Below are 16,373 nucleotides of genomic sequence, written 5' to 3'. Positions count from 1 at the left end.
GGGGTTGCAGAGGGGCTCACGCCATGAGCCCGGCGACGAAGGACGCGTGCGGGCCGGGCGGCGGAGTCTCGCCCCGCCGCCCGGCCCCGCGGCCTACGAACCGCCGCCGACCTGCTGGTTGTAGCCGGCCACGATGTTCTCCAGGGCCTTGCCGGGCGACTGCTGGCCGTTGATCGCCTTGCCGAGTTCCGTCTTGGTCGGGTCCTCGGTGATGCTCTTGCCCTTCAGCACCCACTGCGTCTGAGCGTTGTTGAAGTAGCCGGAGATCGGGGCGTAGAGCGGGATCGACTCGTTGTAGAGCTTGAACGCCGCCTGCGCCGCCTCGGAGGTGAAGGGGTACTTCGGGTTCAGACCGTTCTCCACGGGCAGGAATCCGGAGGCCTCGCACAGCGTGCGGTAGTTTTCCGGCTCGTAGACCCAGGACAGGAACTTCTGCGCGGCGGTGGCCGCTGCCTCGTTGTTGTTGAAGCCGACCATCAAGCCGCCGGCGTTGACGTCGCTGGCCTGCACCGGCTGGGCGGGGGTCGGGACGCTCGCCCAGTCGAACTTCTTGATGCTGTCCGCGAAGGCGGCGACCTGCCACACGCCGGACCAGTAGGCGACCACGTCACCGCTCTGGAACATGGCGGCCGGGTCGGCGCCGCTGGTCCACACCGACTTCGGCATGGTCTTGTTGTCGTTCCATCCGACGAAGGTGTTGACGGCCTTCTTGGTCGCCGCGTCCGCCGAGAACTTGCCGGAGGAGTCCGCGTGGACGTACTTCCCGCCCATCTCATACACCATGGCGCGCAGCCGGGAGGGCGACTGGTCGAAGGTCAGCGAGTACTTGGCGCCGGTCTTCTCGCGGACCTTGTTCGCCGCCTTGATGAACTCTGTCCAGGTCCAGGTCTTCTGCGGCGAGGTCGGGAAGGAGACACCGGCCTTCTTGAACAGCGACTTGTTGATGAACATGCCGGACGCGGTGACGTCCGAGGGGATGGCCAGCACCTTCCCGGACGAGTCCTTGGCGAGGAAGTTGGCGTTGATGTTGTAGCTCTTGTTGCCGGCGATGGACTTGAGGTCGATCAGCTTGCTCGACCAGATGGGGTCCAGCGCCGGCACGGCCGCCACGTCGGGCAGGGAGTTCGCCTGGGCGGCGTTGTGCAGCTTCGTCGTGTAGCCCTCGTAGGGGATGTTGACGAGCTTGACGGCGACGCCCTTTTCCTTCTTGTACTGCGCCACCAGCTTCTTCCAGCCCGCGTCCTGTCCCGGGACCGTGGAGATCCAGAACGTCAGCGACTTGGAGGTCCCGCCGGAGTCGGAGCCCGACCCGCAGGCGGAAAGGAGAAGGGCACCTGCCGTGGCCACGGCAGCGAGGGGAACCACGCGACGTATGCCGCCGCGGCCGAGTCGGCGGGAGCGCCGCACACCCACACTGATCATCTTCGATCCCTTTTCTTCGTAGCGGAAGAAGCACGGCGCCAGCCGAGGGCGGCACGGGTGCATGTGAAGGACGTTTCGCTTTCCGGGGGCACGGCCTCGCCCGGCCGCGTCGCCTTGACGGGTGGGGTCCCCGGCCATGACGGCCGGCGTCGCACGAGCACGCCCTCGTGCGTCTGCCGTACTTCGCGTACGGGCGGGAGGCTCACCCGGAGTCGGCGTCCCGGCCGACTCAGAAAGCGCTTGTCCGGACATTGGCAGATCGAGTCGGAGCCGTCAATCCTTCGTCCCCACGACCTGGGTCACGGTTTGGACTCCTCGGGAGACCGCGAGCCGGGCGGCGCCCACGACGGTGCCCAGATCGCCGAGCGTGCTGCTGACGACTTCGGTGGGCCAGCTCAGCCGGGCGAGCTCGGCCCGGACCCCGGGCAGGAGCTGCGGGTACGCGCCGGTGCTGCCCCCCAGCACGACGAGCCCCGGGTCGAGTACCGCGGTCACGGCGGCGGCCAGCCGGCCGACGTCCACGGCATGGCGGTCGACGACGGCCCGGGCGGCGGCACGCCCCTGTGCGGCCAGGGCGAAGAGCTGCTCGGCGGTGCCGGGGCACGGCCCGTCGGTGTCCGGCCAGGCCTCGGCCGCGCGGCGCAGCAGGGAGCGTGCGCCGATGTACTCCTCCAGGGCCTCGTGGCGGGGTTCGCGTCCGTCGTCCCACGGGTAGGGCAGCCGGGCCAGCTCGCCGGCGGCGCCGTTCGCGCCGGACAGCACCTGGCCGCCGACGACGATGCCGAGGCCGATACCGACGCCGATGCGCAGGTAGCCGAAGGTGTTCCGGCCGCGGGCGGCGCCTTCGTGCAGCTCGGCGAGGGCGGCGCAGTTGACGTTGTTCTCGAGGTGGACGGGGACGCCCGGCGGCAGCGCGACGGCCACGGCGTCGAAGACGGGACCGGCCTTCGCGGTCGCCGGACGTACCCCGGAGCCCTCCTTGCGCGGAGGGGTGACATCACCGACGGCGACGACGATGGTCCGCAGCGGGGCGCCGGCGGGCAGCGCGTCGAGCGCCTCGCGCACGACCTCGGCGGCGCCCGCCCGGGAGCCGGTGGCCTCGGCGAGCAGGGTGCCGTCCAGGGCGCAGCCGCGGACCCGGGTGAGGGCGGGGCCGAGGTCGACGGCCAGCACGGCCCCCGCGGCCGGCCCCAGACGGTAGACGGCCGCGTTGCGTCCCGTACCGCTGGAGGCGGTGCCGGAGTGGGCGGCCAGCCGGACACCCTCCAGTTCGGCGACGGCGGAGGACACCGTCGGCTTGGACAGGCCCGCGAGGCTCGCGAGCTGCGGCCTGGTCGCCCGGCCGCACTCGGCCAGCACGGCGAACACCGCGCCCGCGCTCTCGGTCAGGCGGGGGGCTCTTGCCACGTCAGGTTCCAACAGTTCCCCCACACGGGTAAAGGGCCGCGCTCCCGGGTCGATCGTCTCGGATCGTCTGGTGTCGTCTCGTGTCGTCTCCACGGGACGCGGCGAAGGGATTCCTCTTGACGCACTGTACTTCGTTAGTTAACTTCCTAACGAAGTTCACGGTACTCGCCTGCCGTGCTCCGCCAGAAGCCCGTCCCGGGGCTTCCCTAGTCATTCAACTGCCCGTCCCTCAGGCACGGTTCGCCCGCCGTCGCAGCACAGCGCAACGACGAAAGAGGTTCCGTGCAGGACTTCGCGCCCCTCGTGGTCGGTATCGACGTCGGCGGCACCAAGACGCATCTGCGCGCGCTCGCGGGCGACGCCCCCGTGGCCGACCACGTCCGTGCGAGCGCCGGCTGGCGGCCGCACGATCCGGTGGCCGCCGCCGGGTGGCTGGCCGCACTGGTCGCCGACGCGCTTCCGGCGGGCTCACGCCCCGCAGCGGTGGCCGTCGGCGGGCATGCCTGCGAGACTCCCCGCCAGTGCGCGCAGCTGGGTGCCGCGCTCCGACTGCACTTCGACGCGCCGTCGCTGGTGGTGGGCGACGCGCAGCTCCTCGTCCCCGCGGCCGGACTGGACAAGGGTGTCGGCCTGGTGGCCGGCACCGGCTCGGTGGCGGTGGGGCGGCTGCCCGACGGCACCACCGTTCAGGTGGGCGGCTGGGGCGCGGTCCTCGGCGACGAGGGCGGCGCCGCCGGTCTCGTTAGGGAGGCGGCACGAGCCGTGTGGGCGGCCCACGACCGCGGGGAACGGCCCGACGCGCTCGCGCTCGGGCTCGTCGCCGCGCTCGACGTGCCGGAGGTACCCGGGCTCGGCGCGGCCCTGGAGAAGGCCACGGAGGTCTCCGCCGAGTGGGGCCGGCACGCTCCCGTCGTCTTCGCGGCGGCCGCCGACGGCTCCGCGCTGGCCCGGACCGTGATCGACGAGGCGGGTGGAGCGCTTGCCGCGCTGGTCACCCGGCTCGCCGCCCGCGGTGTCGCGGTCGACGACGTGGTCGTGGCGGGCGGCACGGTGCTGTCCCAGCCCGCGCTGTACGACGCCTTCACCGTCGCTCTGGCCGAAACGGTGCCCACGGCCCGCGCCAGGCCCCTGCGGGTGCCACCGGTCGAGGGCGCGGTGGCGCTGGCGCGGTCGCTCCTGTGAGCCGGGGCCGCGCGTTCACCCGCGCCACACGTCCCGGCCGCACAACCCTCGCCGACCGGACATCGCCCGGCCTTCGAATCAGGCAAGATCTCACGACCTTACCCGGCCGCACGGCCGCAGAACTGAAGAGAGGCACACCCATGCCGTCATCCGCCGGGCACCACTCCCCCACCTTGAACCGGAGGGGTTTCCTCAGAGCCTCCCTGGGCGGCTCGGCGGCGCTGGTCGCCGCTCCGGCCTTCGCCGGGTGGCTGGGCGCCGCGGACGCCAAGGCCGCCACCGCTCCCGCCGCGTTCGTCGACGACTACAAGACCAACGTCATGACGAACCAGACCCCCGAGACCAACGCCGTCGTGCGGGTTCTGGGAGGCTTCGCCCAGGTGTGGAAGACCGGCGCCTGGAACACGGGCGTACCGCTCATGCCGGAGGTCCTGCGCGCCAACATCCGCTACTGCGAGCGGATCACGGCCGAGCGCACCGAGGCGGAGGCCAAGGAAGCCTTCGTCATCGACCGCCAGCACCAGAGCTACTCGATGATCGACGGCCTCGGCCCGCTCGCCGCGCTCTACAAGACGGGGGCCAAGGCGGTCACGTCCGTCACCAGCGCCCCGGACGGCACACCGCCGGGCAAGATCAGCGATGCCGTGCCCGCCGACGCCCCGGCCGGCTCCGCGCTCGGCGCGGGTTCGTACGATTCCGAACTCGGCCAGGTGGCCCGGCTGGTGGACACCGTGCGCGGCAACTGGGCCTCCAGCAACCCGGCCAAGTTCGCCTTCCAGTACCCGCGCCCGTGGCGGATGAACGAGGAGAGCGAGGTCGTCGACACCGGAAGGACGGACGAGTTCGGCTTCCCGGTGTACGAGTCGAAGGTCGTCGTCGCCCCGCAGCTGCTGCGCCAGCGGGGCGAGAAGCCGGCCGACGACGGCGGTTTCCCCAGTGGTCACACCAACGCCCTGCACCTGGCGTCGCTGGCCTACGCGTACGCGGTTCCCGAGCGTTTCCAGGAGCTGATGGCACGCGCCCTGGAACTCGCCCACACCCGGATCGTGGCCGGCATGCACTCCCCCGTCGACGTGGTCGGCGGCCGGATCATGGCCACCGCGCTGGCCGCCGCGACCCTGACGGACCCGGCGAACGCCGAGCTCAAGGCGGCGGCCCGCGCCCAGGCCCTGGCCTACTTCACCGAGCGGACCGGCACCACGGCCGACACCCTGTACGCGTACGCGCACTCCGCGGGCACCGGCACCGACCCCTACGCCGACCGGGACGCCAACGCCCGCGCGGCCCGGCCCCGGCTGACGTACATCCTGCCCCGGCGCGGCCGTGACCAGCCGCTCACCGTGCCGAAGGGCGCGGAGGTGCTGCTGGAGACGCGGCTTCCGTACCTGACCGCGGACCAGCGGCGCGAGGTGCTGCGGACGACCGCGCTGCCTGCCGGACACGTCCTGCTGGACGGGTCCGAGCAGTGGGGCCGGCTGAACCTGTTCGCGGCGGCGGACGGCTACGGCGCGTTCGACACCGACGTCACGGTGACGCTGGACGCGGCGGCCGGCGGCTTCCACGCGGCCGACAGCTGGCGCAACGACATCGAGGGCGACGGCGGTCTCACCAAGCGCGGCACCGGCACGCTCACGCTCACCGGCCACAACCGCTACCACGGCGGGACGCTCCTCGCGGAGGGCACACTGGCCGCCGCGTCGCCGGGTGCCCTGGGGCAGGGCGACGTCCGGGTCGCGGGCGGCACCCTGCGCGTGGACAAGGTCCTGCGGGTGCGCGGCTCCTACGTCCAGGAGGGCGCCTCGACGCTGCGGCTGCCACTGCGCAGGAACCACGGGCCGGCGCTCACGGTGAGCCGGCGGATCCTGCTGGACCGGGGCAGCGTGCTGGCCCTGCGGCTCGACGCCGAGCGGCCGCCGGCCGCGGGTACGACCGTCCCCGTCCTGTCGGCTCCGGCACTGCGTGGCCGGTTCGACCGGATCGAGCTGGACTCCGAGACGCTGCGGGCGATACCCGTGTACACCGCTGACGGTCTGTCGGTGCGACTCGTGCGGCGGTGACGGCGGCACCGAGACGACGGGGCGGCCGGGCGGATCGATCGGCGCAGCCGCCCCGTTTCATCACCGTCGAGCGCCCGGCTTCAGTGGGCCGCGTCGAAGAACCCGTCCACGCTCACGTGCTCCATGACGCGACTCGCGACACGGTAGCGGCCGTTGGGAATGTCGGGGCACTTCGCGACATGCACCGCAAGCGGGCCCGCGAACTCGTAGCCCCTGCGCTCCGCGTGGCGGGACAGGCTGTCGGTGATGGCCTGTCCCACGTCGGTGCCGTGGCGAGCCAGGTGTTCGTGCACCCCGTCGGCCAGTTCCACGTCGTAGGCGTTGGGCACCATGACCCGTCCCGCCCGGCACACCACCGCCTTGTCGTCGCACTCGCGTCGCAGGGCGTCGATGACCTCGACAGGCTCCTTGTCGAGGACCCGCGCCCAGAGGGCCTCCCATCGGTTTTCCAGGGTCTCTTCCAGCGCACTCAGTGCGCCCATACCTTCTCACCTGCCGGAAGCGTCGTCGGTTCGGTCGGGATGGCCTGCGGGTGAGCTACCGCTCGTCGTAGTCGTCGGGCCGCACCTCCGCCTCCTCCAGTGCCTCGCGCATGGTGCGGCCGGTCGCGCCCGGCGGCCGGGACCGGCTCTCGTCCTGCTGCTCCAGCACTTCGTCCGTGGTCTGGGTCTTGGGCCGGTTCTCCTCGGGGACGGTCATGGCGGTGGCTCCTCGTAGTCGAGTGTTCGGGATCTTCTGCCGCGGCGGGTTCCCGCCCGGCGCACGGGTATCCCCCCGCCGTGGATCTCATGTGCTGTAAGCCCTGGTCACCCCCGTGCGTGAGCTATGTTGAACGTCCGCGGGAGACGAAGGAGGCGCACCGGTGCCATCGCCGCAGCAGGCACGCGCACAGGCATCCGCGATCACCTCGGGGAAGGCCGCCCCGGAAGCGGAGGTCTCTCCGTCCGCCCAGCTGCGGGCGCTCTTCGACCGGCCCCGCCTGTCCCCTGGACAGCGGCGCATCGCCCAGTACCTGATCGAGAACATCACCGAGGCGGCGTTCCTGTCGATCACGGATCTGGCCGAACGGGTCGGCGTGAGCCAGCCCTCGGTGACGCGGTTCGCCTCGGCGGTCGGCTTCAGCGGCTACCCGGCGCTGCGGGAGAAGCTCCAGTCGATCGCCCTCGGCACCCTCGCGAGCGGCCCCGCCGAGGAGAACCAGGGCAACGAACTGCAGGCGGCGGTCGACGCCGAGATCGAGAACCTGGAGAACCTGCGGCGGGACTTCGCCGACCCGAACCGGGTGATCGACATCGGCCGCAAACTGTCGTCGTCGGTGCCGCTCACGGTCCTGGGGCTGCGCATCTCCGTCTCGCTGGCCGAGTACTTCGCCTACGCCGCCCGCCGGATCCACCCGGACGTGCGGCTCGTGACGCGGGGCGGCAGCGTCGCCTACGACGCGCTGCTCCAGTCGCGTGAGGCGGGCGGCACCTGGGTGCTGGCGTTCTCGATGCCCCGGCACGCCCAGGAGACCCTGACAGCGGTCCGGGTCGCGCGCGGTGCCGGGCTCAAGGTCGCGCTGATCACCGACCTGGCGCTCGGGCCCCTCGCGGACGAGGCCGACGCCGTCTTCGCCACCGGGACCGGGTCGCGCCTGGTCTTCGACTCCTACGCCGCCCCGGGCGTGGTGTGCTCGGCACTGCTCCAGGCCATGACGGACGCGGATCCGGAGCGCACCCAGGCCCGGCTGGAGGAGTACGAGCACGTCGCCGACCAGCACCATTTCTTCCTGAGGGACTGAGCGGCCCACGCGGCGGCGACGGAGCGGGGCCGTTCACAACAAAGCGCGCATGAATGTTTTCATGCGGCTTGAAAACCGGATGGCATATATAAATACTGCTCACGGATCGCGACCCGGCCCTTCCGGATCCGTTCCGCACCCTGGAGGCCGGGTCCTACCCGCTCCGGCGTCCCGGGTGTCCGTGGCGACCCCGGTCATCCCCTAGGCCGGGGCCCGCCCAGACCCGTCGTCCACCCTCACGACGCCGCACACCCGGAAGCGATGATCATGCCCCTGACGTCCACGCGCATCAGCCCGGACTGGCCCTGCCAGGTCAAGACCCCCGGAAGCTACGACTGGGAACGCTCCGCGGCCAAGTGGCTGCGCGAGCTGGTTCCCGCGCGCTACGCCGGCTACCCCGTGTTCATCCGCCACCCCGTCCTTCTCGCCCGGCACGCGCAGATCCAGGTCCAGCAGGAGATCCGGGTGGCCCGCACCGCGCTGCAGACCGCCCGCGCGGACCTGCCCGGGCTCGGCCTCCACGAGGGGGTCATCGAGCACACGATCAAGCTGTACGCGGCCGAGGTGATGCAGTTGCAGCACATCGCGCGCAGCGTCCGGGCCGTCACCCAGGCCCTCGTCGAGGCGAACCGCCCGTAGCGGGCCCGGCAGGGGCATGAGCCGCGCCGCGCGTGGCACCCGTGAGTGAATGAGCACCACCGAAGTCCGACGACGCGAGCCGGTGACCACGGTCCTGACCTGGCAGGTGCGCCCCGGCCGGGAGCAGCAGTTCGAGGAGTGGACCCGCGGCATCAGCCGCTGCGCCCGGCAGTTCCCCGGCAACGAGGGCGTCTCCTGGCTGACCCCCGAGGACGGGCACCGCTACCACGCGGTGCTGCGCTGGTCCGACCAGCACCGGCTGGCCGCGTGGCTGGAGTCCGAGGAGCGTGCGCACTGGCACCGGCGGATCGAGGACATCGCCACCGAGGTCAGCAGCGAACGCCAGTCGACGACCGGGATGGAGACCTGGTTCAGCCTGCCCGGTACCACCGTGCAGGCCCCGCCCCGCTGGAAGATGGTCCTCACGACGTTCCTCGGCGCCTATCCCTTCACCCTGCTCGTCCAGTGGCTCGTGACGCCGCACACCACCGGCTGGCCGCTGCCGCTGCGGGCCGCCGTGTTTCCGCTGGTCCTGCTGCCGGTGCTGACGTATCTGGTGATGCCGCGGCTCAGTCGGCTGCTGCGGCTGTGGCTGTATTCGCGCGACGCCCACTGAGCGGTTCCGCGGGGCGGAAGTGACAGGCGAGCCTCATGTGATGCGGGAGTTGTCCGTGCGCACCGGGCGCTCTTCGAATCGGCCCAGGTGTGCAATGCTCGACGCGTGACGAGCGAGCCCGTGACACCGGCGCAGCCCGGTGCCGCACCGGACCTGGTCGAACTGGCCAAGATCGTCGCCCGGCAGCGCGCCGAGATGGACCGGCTGCGCGACCAGGCGGCCACGTCGGCTGTCGTGGAGCGGGCCAAGGGCGCGGTGATGGCACTGACCGGGTGTTCGGCGGACGCGGCGGGCGAGCATCTGCGAGAGCGGGCCAAGACGGCGCGGCACACCCTGCTGGAGGAGTGCTGGATCACGCTCGGCACGCTGACCCCCACGGCGCACCACCCGGGCGAGGCGGCCGGGACCGCCGACGACTGCCCACCGGGTTCCTGGTCCGCCGCCCTGGCCGACGCGAGCACGCCGGAGGACGTCGCCGCCGCACTGGCCCGCCTCGGGCAGGCTCTCGTCCGGGTGATGACGCCGCCCGACCTCGCCCGGTGTCTGCTGGAGCATCTCGCCCAGGACATGGCGGCGGACGCCGTCATGATCTACGCCCGCAGACCCGACGGCGGCCTCGAACTGACCGGGCACGCCGGCATCGACGACAAGCTGGCCGCGCAGTGGAGTCAGGTGCCGCCACTGAGCGGGATCGCGGCGCTCGACGCGTTGCGGTCGGGCGAGCCGCGCTGGCTGGAGGACGTCGCCGCGGACGAGCAGCGTTACCTGCTGATCGGGGATCCGCCCGAGCGGTGGCGGTCGCGTGCCTGGCTGCCCGTGCCCGTCGCGGACTCGGCCGAGGTCTGCATCGGCGTCCTGCGAGGCCGTGCCGGGGCGTTCACGCCACGGGACCGCGCGCATCTGCGGGGCGTCACCGGGCTGTGCGCCGGCCGGCTGCGCGCCTTCGACGCGCCGGCCGAGCGGGCCACCGACGCCGCCACGGACGCGGTGCAGGCGTTGTTCGACGCGCTGCCGATCGCGGCGATGCTGCTCACTCCGTTGCGGGCCGCCGGGTCGGGCGAGACCGAGGACTTCCAGGTGGAGGCGGCGACCGCCCAGGTGGGCGAGCTGCTGGGCCGGACCGGGGAGGAACCCGCCGGGCGGCGTCTGCTGGAGTTCCGGCCGGCCCTCGCGGGCGAGCCGCTGTGGCGGGGCTTTCTCGACGTGCTGGCCACCGGGGAACCGTACGAGGGCGAGCCGTTCGCGCACGAGGAGGTCGTGGACGGTGTCGCCGAGCTGTTCACGTACGCGGCTCGGGTGGCGCCGCTGGACGACGCCCTCGTCGTCTCCTGGGTCCGGCACGGATCCTCCGACCGGCAGGAGCAGCGGCTGGCGGACATCCAGCGGCTGGGCAACCTGGGCTGGGCGAACTGGAACCTGGTCACCCGGGACGCTTCCTGGTCGACCCAGGTGTTCAAAATCGTCGGCCGGGATGCCGCGCAGGGTGCGGTGCCGCTCGACGAGGTGCCGCACCTCGCGCTCCCCGAGGACACTCCGGCGCTGACCCGCGCCGTCACCGGACTCGTCGGGCAGGGGCGGTCGTTCGACGTTCCGTTCCGGATCAGGACGACCGGTGGGATCCGGCATCTGCGGCTGGTGGCCGAGGCGGTGTCCGACCGGCACGGCACACCCGTGGAGGTGCACGGCTTCATCCAGGACATGACCGCCCGGCGGCGGGCCGAGCTGGCCCTGGTCGAGAGCGAGCGGGCGATCCTCACCCAGCACGACGTCCTGCGCGCCGAGCGGACCCTGGCCTCCCGGCTGCAGCACGCGTTGCTCCCGATGGCCAACCGGCCGGTGCACCTGGCCGGGCTGCGTGTGGAGGTCGCCTATCTGCCCGCCCAGTCGGGTGTCCACGTCGGAGGCGACTGGTTCAGTGCCATCGAACTGCCCGACGGGGACGCGCTGCTGGTGGTCGGCGACGTCGCGGGGCACGGGGTCGACGCCGTCGCCACGATGGCACAGCTCCGGTTCACCGCGAAGGGCATGGTCATCACGGGATCGTCGCTGACCGGTGCGCTCGCCCGGCTGAACACGCTGCTCCTGCACTCACACGACACGCAGTCGACCGCCACCATGGTGCTGGCCCGCTACATCCCCCGGCAGCGCCGCCTGGTGTGGGCCCAGGCGGGGCACCCTCCGCTCCTGCTGCTGCGGGACGGCGAGGCGCGGTACCTGCGCCGCCCCCGCGGCGTGCTGCTCGGGGCGGCCAGCACGCCGGTCTACGAGCAGGCGGAGTGCCGGCTCGGCCCGGGCGACCGGCTCATCCTGTTCACCGACGGCCTGGTCGAGCACCCTCCGGAGAGCATCGACCGGGGTCTGGAGCGTCTCGCCGAGGCGGTGGCGGCCAGGCCCACCGACGGGCCGGCGTCGCTGGGCTCGTTGCTCGCCCAGATGCTGCCGGAGGTCCGGCGGGACGACGTGTGCGTGGTGGACGTCCGGGTGCCCGGCGTCCGGGAGCGGTAGGGCTTGTCCGGCGGATCGGGCCGTTCACGGGCGGCCTCTCGGTTCGTGGTGTCCGGGGCGGATCGCGCGGCCATCGGAGCGGAGTGACGCCCGGTGGCCCGGCCGCGCCCGCTCCTGTCCGGACGAGGCACGGCGTACGGCCCCACCGGGGGCGACGTCAGTCGACCGGGTGACCGGGCTCGATGGTGAGGGCGTCGGAGAGACGCAGCAGCGGCCCGGCGTGCGCCTCCTCCCGTCCGCCCCACTCGACCGGGTCGAGCACGAAGCCGATGTGGTCGCCGCCGCCGACGCGCGTCACGATCCGGCCGACGAACCAGGCCGGCGCGTCCTCCAGGACGAGGGCCCCTCCGTAGGCCTCACGCGTCGGCAGCCCCTGGAACTTGTCCGTGTCGTCGCCGGTCCGTCCGCCGAACAGCTCGGCGAGGGACCGTTGTTCACGGGTGAGCAGGTGCACGGCGAGCACCTCGGCGTCGCGGGCCACCCGGAAGGTGTGGTTGACCTCGGACAGCCACACCACGAAGCGCACGGGCCGCAGCGAGCACTGGGAGGCGAACCCGACCAGGCAGCCGGCCCGTTCGCCGCCCGCGGCGGCCGTGACCACGCACATGTCGGGGTTCAGCCGGTCGATGAACGTGTCCATGCCCACCATGCTCGCATCCGGCTCCGCACCCTTCGCGGCCGACGCGCCTGGGCAGCGTCTCAGCACGCCGGGGACGGGGGCGCCGTCCGGCTGGATGCCGTGTCATTCGGTGCCGACGGCCGTGCGGGACTCCAGCGCGGAGCGCGTGTCGTTGCCGTAGACGCCGGTCTCGTCGCCCCGGATGCCGTACCAGAGCTGGAAACGGGCGACCGCCGCGGTCAGCGTGGGGTCGTAGCTGCCGCTGGTGGAGCCGTCCCGGTAGACGTCCGGGATGCGCAGGAGGCGTTCCTGGAGCTCGGTCACCTCGGGGCCGCTGGCTCCCTCGCGGAGGGTGCCGGGGCCGTCGGGGTCGGCGGCGGGCGGGGTGGGGGTCGCCGTCGGGGCCGGTGCGGAGGCCGTGGGGCTGGGAGTGGGGTCCGGGGCGGAGGCCGTGGCGCTGGGAGTGGGCTCCGGGGCGGACGTCGTGGCGCGGGCAGCGGGGGCCGCCTTGTCGCCGGTGTTCTTGCCGGGGAGGAGGAGGGCGCCGCCGAAGCCCAGCACCCCGGCCGCGACCACCGCCAGCGCGACGGCCGCCCAGCGCAGTCCGGACCCGGGGACGGCACGGCGGTCACGGGGCTCGCGCGTGAGCGGCGGGATTTCCTCGGTCAGGTCCTCGGAGCCGGCCGGCGGCACGGCCGGTGCGACGGGCTGGTGGCCGCCGGACGCGGGGCGGTCCGGTGCCGAGCCGGTCTGTTCGCGGAACTCCCGCATCAGTTCCGCGAGTGCGTCGGTGCGTCGGGGGCGCAGGACGCGGATGGGTTCGAGAACCGGGCCCTCCTGCGGCTGCCGGGGCTCGGACGGTGTCGACACGCTGCTCTCCTTCCGTCCGGGCTCGGGCGCCCGTTGTCGGGGATCGTCCTGCCGCTAGATACGTGGCTGCCGCGCCGGAGGTTCAGGGGGAACTCGGTACCTCCCGAGGAGTGCACTCAGTGCCACGAGTCGCTCTCCGGTGCTACGTTCCAGCCATGAGCTCCGAGAAAGCCGGCGCGGGGAACGGAAAGCCGCCGATGCGGGACGCCCTGGTGGCCGCGGCCTTCCAGCTGTTCCTCGAGCGCGGGTACGAGCAGACCACCGTCGACGACATCGTGGCGCTGGCCGGGGTCGGGCGGCGCTCGTTCTTCCGCTACTTCCCCTCCAAGGAGGACGTGGTCTTCCCCGACCACGAACGGTGTCTGGCCGACATGACGGCCTTCCTGGCGGCGGGAACCGGCGGTGAGGAGCCGGTGCGGCGGGTCTGCGACGCGGCCCGGCTCGTGCTGCGGATGTACGCCGAGAACCCGACGTTCTCCGTGCAGCGTTACCGCCTGACCAAGAAGGTGCCCGGGCTGCGCGCGTACGAGCTGTCGGTGGTGTGGCGCTACGAGCGGGCACTCGCCGACTACCTGCGCCGGCGTTTCGCGGCCCGCCGGGACGGGACCCTGCAGGCCGATGTGATCGCCGCGGCGGTGGTCGCGGCGCACAACAACGCGCTGCGCTCGTGGCTGCGTTCGGACGGACAGGGCGAGGCGAGCGCCACGATGGACCACGCGCTGGCGTACGTGCAGTCCGCGTTCGGCGGCACGCCGGTGCCTCCGGCGCGGGAAGAGCCCGAGGACGTGGTGGTCGTGGTCTCGCGGCGCGGAGCGCCCCTGTGGCGGGTCGTGCAGGAGATCGAGTCGACGCTGGGACGGCTCTGACCGGCCGCACATCGAGGGTACGGAGTGCCTTTACGAGTGGCACTGAGTGCCATACTCTGTGCTGCGTGCACGGTGGCACGGCGAACCGGGCACGCGTGTGCGCGGGGGACCGCGCCCACGGATTCCGGCCGAGGGCAGGGAGTTGACCAGCGTGTATCACCACTCAGGAAGCGTCACTCAGCAGGCAGCCGGCTCCGCCACGGGTCTGCTCGACCAGAGGGGCGCGGACACGGACGCCATCCTCTTCCAGCGCTGCACCTGGTGCGGCACCGCCATGTACCACCGGCTGCTGTGTCCGGTCTGCCGTGGCAGCGAGCTGCGCACGGAGCGCAGCGAGGGCACGGGCACGGTGCGTCACTCGACGGTGGTGCACCGCAACACGCCCGCGGCGCGCAACGTGTCCCTGATCGAGATGTCCGAGGGGTTCGTCGTGCGCGGCCGGGTGATGGGACCGCCGATCGGCATCCACAGCGGGGACCGGGTGCGGCTGTCCACCGCCAAGGACCCGGTGCGGGGCGAGCCGGTCTTCCAGCTGCTGGACGAGCCGTACCGGGCCTGGAGCTGACGTCCACTCAGGCGGCCTGCTCGCCTGCCATCAGTTCGCCGGTGCGTACCGGCCGCCCCGTCTCGAAGCTCCGGTTGGCCGCCAGACCGACGACCAGGGCCAGCGCTCCGTCGCGTTCGGTGGCCGTCGGACGGGTCGCGGCCGCGGCGTCCACCGAGCGAGCCGGGCCGGCGGGGCCGAACAGCGCGTCCAGCATGCGCGGGTCGCCGCCGCCGTGGGCCTCGTGCGTGGACGCGAGCGGCACGTCCACCGGGGGCCGCCACAGCGGGCGCAGGGTGAGGCGGGCGCCGCCCGAGTGCTCGGCGGCCGTGTCCCCGTGCGGGGCGCCGGCGGCCGAGGCCACCCGGGTCGGGGCCGGCCGCCAGCGGCTCTCCTCGACCTCCAGTTCCAGCCGGCCCGCGCTGCCGTTGAACATCACCCGGTAGCCCTCCCACGGGGAGTAGGCGGTCAGGTGGTAGGTCATCGTGGCGCCCCGCGAGTAGCGCACCAGGACCGACATGTCGTCCTCGATGGTGATCGGCCCGTCGAAGACGTTCCGGTCACGCAGGTAGCCGTTGTCGTGTTCGGCGTCCAGATAGAGGGCGCGCAGGGTGTCGTCGGCCGCGAGGTCCAGGGCGAAGGGGTCGCCGGCGGCCGGTTCCGCGCCGTGGGCGCGGTCGTAGTCCCGGCGCAGCCCGTGCCGCTCCCCCGCCGCGCGGCCGTAGAAGCCGAGCCGGCCGTAGCCGAAGACCTCCCGGGGCTCGTCGGCGAGCCACCAGTTCACCAGGTCGAAGTGGTGCGAGGACTTGTGCACCATCAGGCCGCCGCTGTGGCGCTTCTCGCGGTGCCAGCGGCGGAAGTAGTCGGCGCCGTGCCGTACGTCGAGCAGCCACTCGAAGTGGACCGACAGCACCTCGCCGACCGCGCCCTCGGCGAGCAGGGCGCGGACCTTCTCGTGCACGGGGTTGAAACGGTAGTTGAAGGCGACGGTCAGGGAGTTGCCGGTCTCGCGGACGGTGTCGAGGATGCGGGCGCAGCGTTCGGCGTCGACGGTCATCGGTTTCTCGGTGACGACCCGGCAGCCCGCCTTCAGGGCCGGGACGATGTAGCGGTCGTGCTCGGCGTCGACGGTGGTGACGACGACCTCGTCGATGTCCTCCTCGGTGAGCAGGCCGGTGAAGCGGTCGGGCTCCCACGCGGTGGCGGGGGGCCGGCCGGCGTCGGCCAGCAGCCGGTTGTGGAAGGCCATTCGGGTCGGGCTGGGGTCGCACAGCGCGGCCACGAGGTGACCAGGACGTGCGGCGAGGCCCCGGGTGAAAAGCTGCGCCCGGTGGCCGGTGCCGACGATGGCTGCGCGCAGGACGGGAGTACGGCTCATGGCAGGGGCCCTTTCCCGGCGACCGGCCGTCCACTCGCCCAGCGGGGAAAGCGCTTGCCGAATCTCAGGGAGCGAGCAGGATCCGCAGGCCCACGGTGCCGTCCGGGCCCCGGCGCAGCCGGCTGCCCAGCAGCGTGAGCCGGCCCGCGATGCGGTACTTGCGGGCGATCAGCCGCCGGTAGCGGGCGGTGGTGTCCGGGCCGCAGATCTCCGCCGTCGCGGGCAGCTGTTCGCCGGTGGGGTTGCCGCGCAGGTCGCAGGGGCCGACGAGGACGTCGGCACGGTTGCGGACGCGCTTCACCTTCCAGGAGTCGGCGACCGTCCAGACGCCGAGCGCGTCCCCGTCGCGCACCACCCAGACCGGGGTGGCCACCGGCGTCCCGTTCCTGCGGTAGCTGGTGAGCAGCAGGTACTTGCCCGCACCGAGTTCGTCCAGGGCCCTGTCGTCCATGCCGGGCAGTCTACGAGCGGACCGCGCCTCGCGCGCC

At 72.7% G+C, this 16,373-nt stretch carries 16 protein-coding genes; 8 read left to right on the top strand and 8 right to left on the bottom strand.

Features of this window, described 5'->3' with window-relative positions; genetic code table 11:
* Nucleotides 1-93: 93 nt before the first annotated feature.
* Entirely contained in the window at nt 94-1,422 is a 1,329-nt protein-coding gene (locus IE212_RS32570; protein ID WP_190201589.1) for an extracellular solute-binding protein, read from the bottom strand.
* Nucleotides 1,423-1,695: 273 nt separating this feature from the next.
* Nucleotides 1,696-2,829, bottom strand: coding sequence for an ROK family transcriptional regulator (locus IE212_RS32565; RefSeq protein ID WP_229864676.1), 1,134 nt, complete (start codon nt 2,827-2,829; stop codon nt 1,696-1,698).
* Nucleotides 2,830-3,111: 282 nt separating this feature from the next.
* On the opposite strand from IE212_RS32565, the gene IE212_RS32560 reads away from it, so the two are divergent.
* Nucleotides 3,112-4,011, top strand: coding sequence for a BadF/BadG/BcrA/BcrD ATPase family protein (locus IE212_RS32560; RefSeq protein WP_190201587.1), 900 nt, complete (start codon nt 3,112-3,114; stop codon nt 4,009-4,011).
* A gap of 140 nt (nt 4,012-4,151) precedes the next feature.
* Nucleotides 4,152-6,068 carry a phosphatase PAP2 family protein gene (locus IE212_RS32555; RefSeq protein ID WP_190201586.1) on the top strand — a complete coding sequence of 639 codons (1,917 nt, stop codon included), beginning with the start codon at nt 4,152-4,154 and terminating at the stop codon, nt 6,066-6,068.
* 80 nt (nt 6,069-6,148) lie between these two features.
* Here IE212_RS32555 and IE212_RS32550 read toward each other — a convergent pair whose 3' ends face one another.
* Entirely contained in the window at nt 6,149-6,550 is a 402-nt protein-coding gene (locus IE212_RS32550) for a DUF3662 domain-containing protein (RefSeq protein WP_190201585.1), read from the bottom strand.
* A gap of 55 nt (nt 6,551-6,605) precedes the next feature.
* Complete coding sequence (locus IE212_RS32545; protein ID WP_190201584.1) at nt 6,606-6,767, bottom strand: hypothetical protein; 162 nt, start codon at nt 6,765-6,767, stop codon at nt 6,606-6,608.
* A gap of 163 nt (nt 6,768-6,930) precedes the next feature.
* Here IE212_RS32545 and IE212_RS32540 point away from each other — a divergent pair, with 163 nt between their 5' ends.
* The 4 genes from IE212_RS32540 (at nt 6,931) to IE212_RS32525 (ending at nt 11,608) form a co-directional block, all read left to right on the top strand.
* Nucleotides 6,931-7,848, top strand: a complete 918-nt coding sequence (locus IE212_RS32540) for a MurR/RpiR family transcriptional regulator (RefSeq protein WP_190201583.1) — start codon at nt 6,931-6,933, stop codon at nt 7,846-7,848.
* A gap of 261 nt (nt 7,849-8,109) precedes the next feature.
* Nucleotides 8,110-8,487 (top strand): hypothetical protein, encoded by a 378-nt coding sequence (locus tag IE212_RS32535; RefSeq protein WP_190201582.1) that lies wholly within the window; start codon nt 8,110-8,112, stop codon nt 8,485-8,487.
* A gap of 49 nt (nt 8,488-8,536) precedes the next feature.
* On the top strand, nt 8,537-9,103 hold the full coding sequence (locus tag IE212_RS32530; RefSeq protein WP_190201581.1) for an antibiotic biosynthesis monooxygenase: 567 nt from the start codon (nt 8,537-8,539) through the stop codon (nt 9,101-9,103).
* 105 nt (nt 9,104-9,208) lie between these two features.
* Nucleotides 9,209-11,608: a SpoIIE family protein phosphatase gene (locus tag IE212_RS32525; RefSeq protein ID WP_190201580.1), complete on the top strand. Its 2,400-nt coding sequence runs from the start codon at nt 9,209-9,211 to the stop codon at nt 11,606-11,608.
* Nucleotides 11,609-11,765: 157 nt separating this feature from the next.
* On the opposite strand, the gene IE212_RS32520 is transcribed toward IE212_RS32525, so the two are convergent.
* Together IE212_RS32520 and IE212_RS32515 are read right to left on the bottom strand one after the other, a co-directional pair.
* Nucleotides 11,766-12,257 carry a flavin reductase family protein gene (locus IE212_RS32520; RefSeq protein ID WP_190201579.1) on the bottom strand — a complete coding sequence of 164 codons (492 nt, stop codon included), beginning with the start codon at nt 12,255-12,257 and terminating at the stop codon, nt 11,766-11,768.
* Nucleotides 12,258-12,350: 93 nt separating this feature from the next.
* Nucleotides 12,351-13,097, bottom strand: coding sequence for a peptidoglycan-binding domain-containing protein (locus IE212_RS32515; protein ID WP_190201578.1), 747 nt, complete (start codon nt 13,095-13,097; stop codon nt 12,351-12,353).
* A gap of 197 nt (nt 13,098-13,294) precedes the next feature.
* On the opposite strand from IE212_RS32515, the gene IE212_RS32510 reads away from it, so the two are divergent.
* Nucleotides 13,295-13,963: a TetR family transcriptional regulator gene (locus tag IE212_RS32510; protein WP_190201610.1), complete on the top strand. Its 669-nt coding sequence runs from the start codon at nt 13,295-13,297 to the stop codon at nt 13,961-13,963.
* 151 nt (nt 13,964-14,114) lie between these two features.
* Entirely contained in the window at nt 14,115-14,528 is a 414-nt protein-coding gene (locus tag IE212_RS32505) for a Zn-ribbon domain-containing OB-fold protein (RefSeq protein WP_190201577.1), read from the top strand.
* 7 nt (nt 14,529-14,535) lie between these two features.
* Here the strand turns inward: IE212_RS32505 and IE212_RS32500 are convergent, their stop codons facing one another.
* Together IE212_RS32500 and IE212_RS32495 are read right to left on the bottom strand one after the other, a co-directional pair.
* Nucleotides 14,536-15,885 (bottom strand): Gfo/Idh/MocA family protein, encoded by a 1,350-nt coding sequence (locus IE212_RS32500; RefSeq protein WP_190201576.1) that lies wholly within the window; start codon nt 15,883-15,885, stop codon nt 14,536-14,538.
* Nucleotides 15,886-15,949: 64 nt separating this feature from the next.
* Complete coding sequence (locus tag IE212_RS32495) at nt 15,950-16,336, bottom strand: PPOX class F420-dependent oxidoreductase (RefSeq protein WP_190201575.1); 387 nt, start codon at nt 16,334-16,336, stop codon at nt 15,950-15,952.
* Between the last annotated feature and the right edge of the window lie 37 nt (nt 16,337-16,373).

It is taken from the genome of Streptomyces djakartensis (assembly GCF_014651075.1).
Lineage (GTDB): Bacteria > Actinomycetota > Actinomycetes > Streptomycetales > Streptomycetaceae > Streptomyces > Streptomyces djakartensis.
The sequence above is the reverse complement of the archived record's forward strand: the minus strand, read 5'-3'. Positions and strand labels throughout refer to the sequence as shown.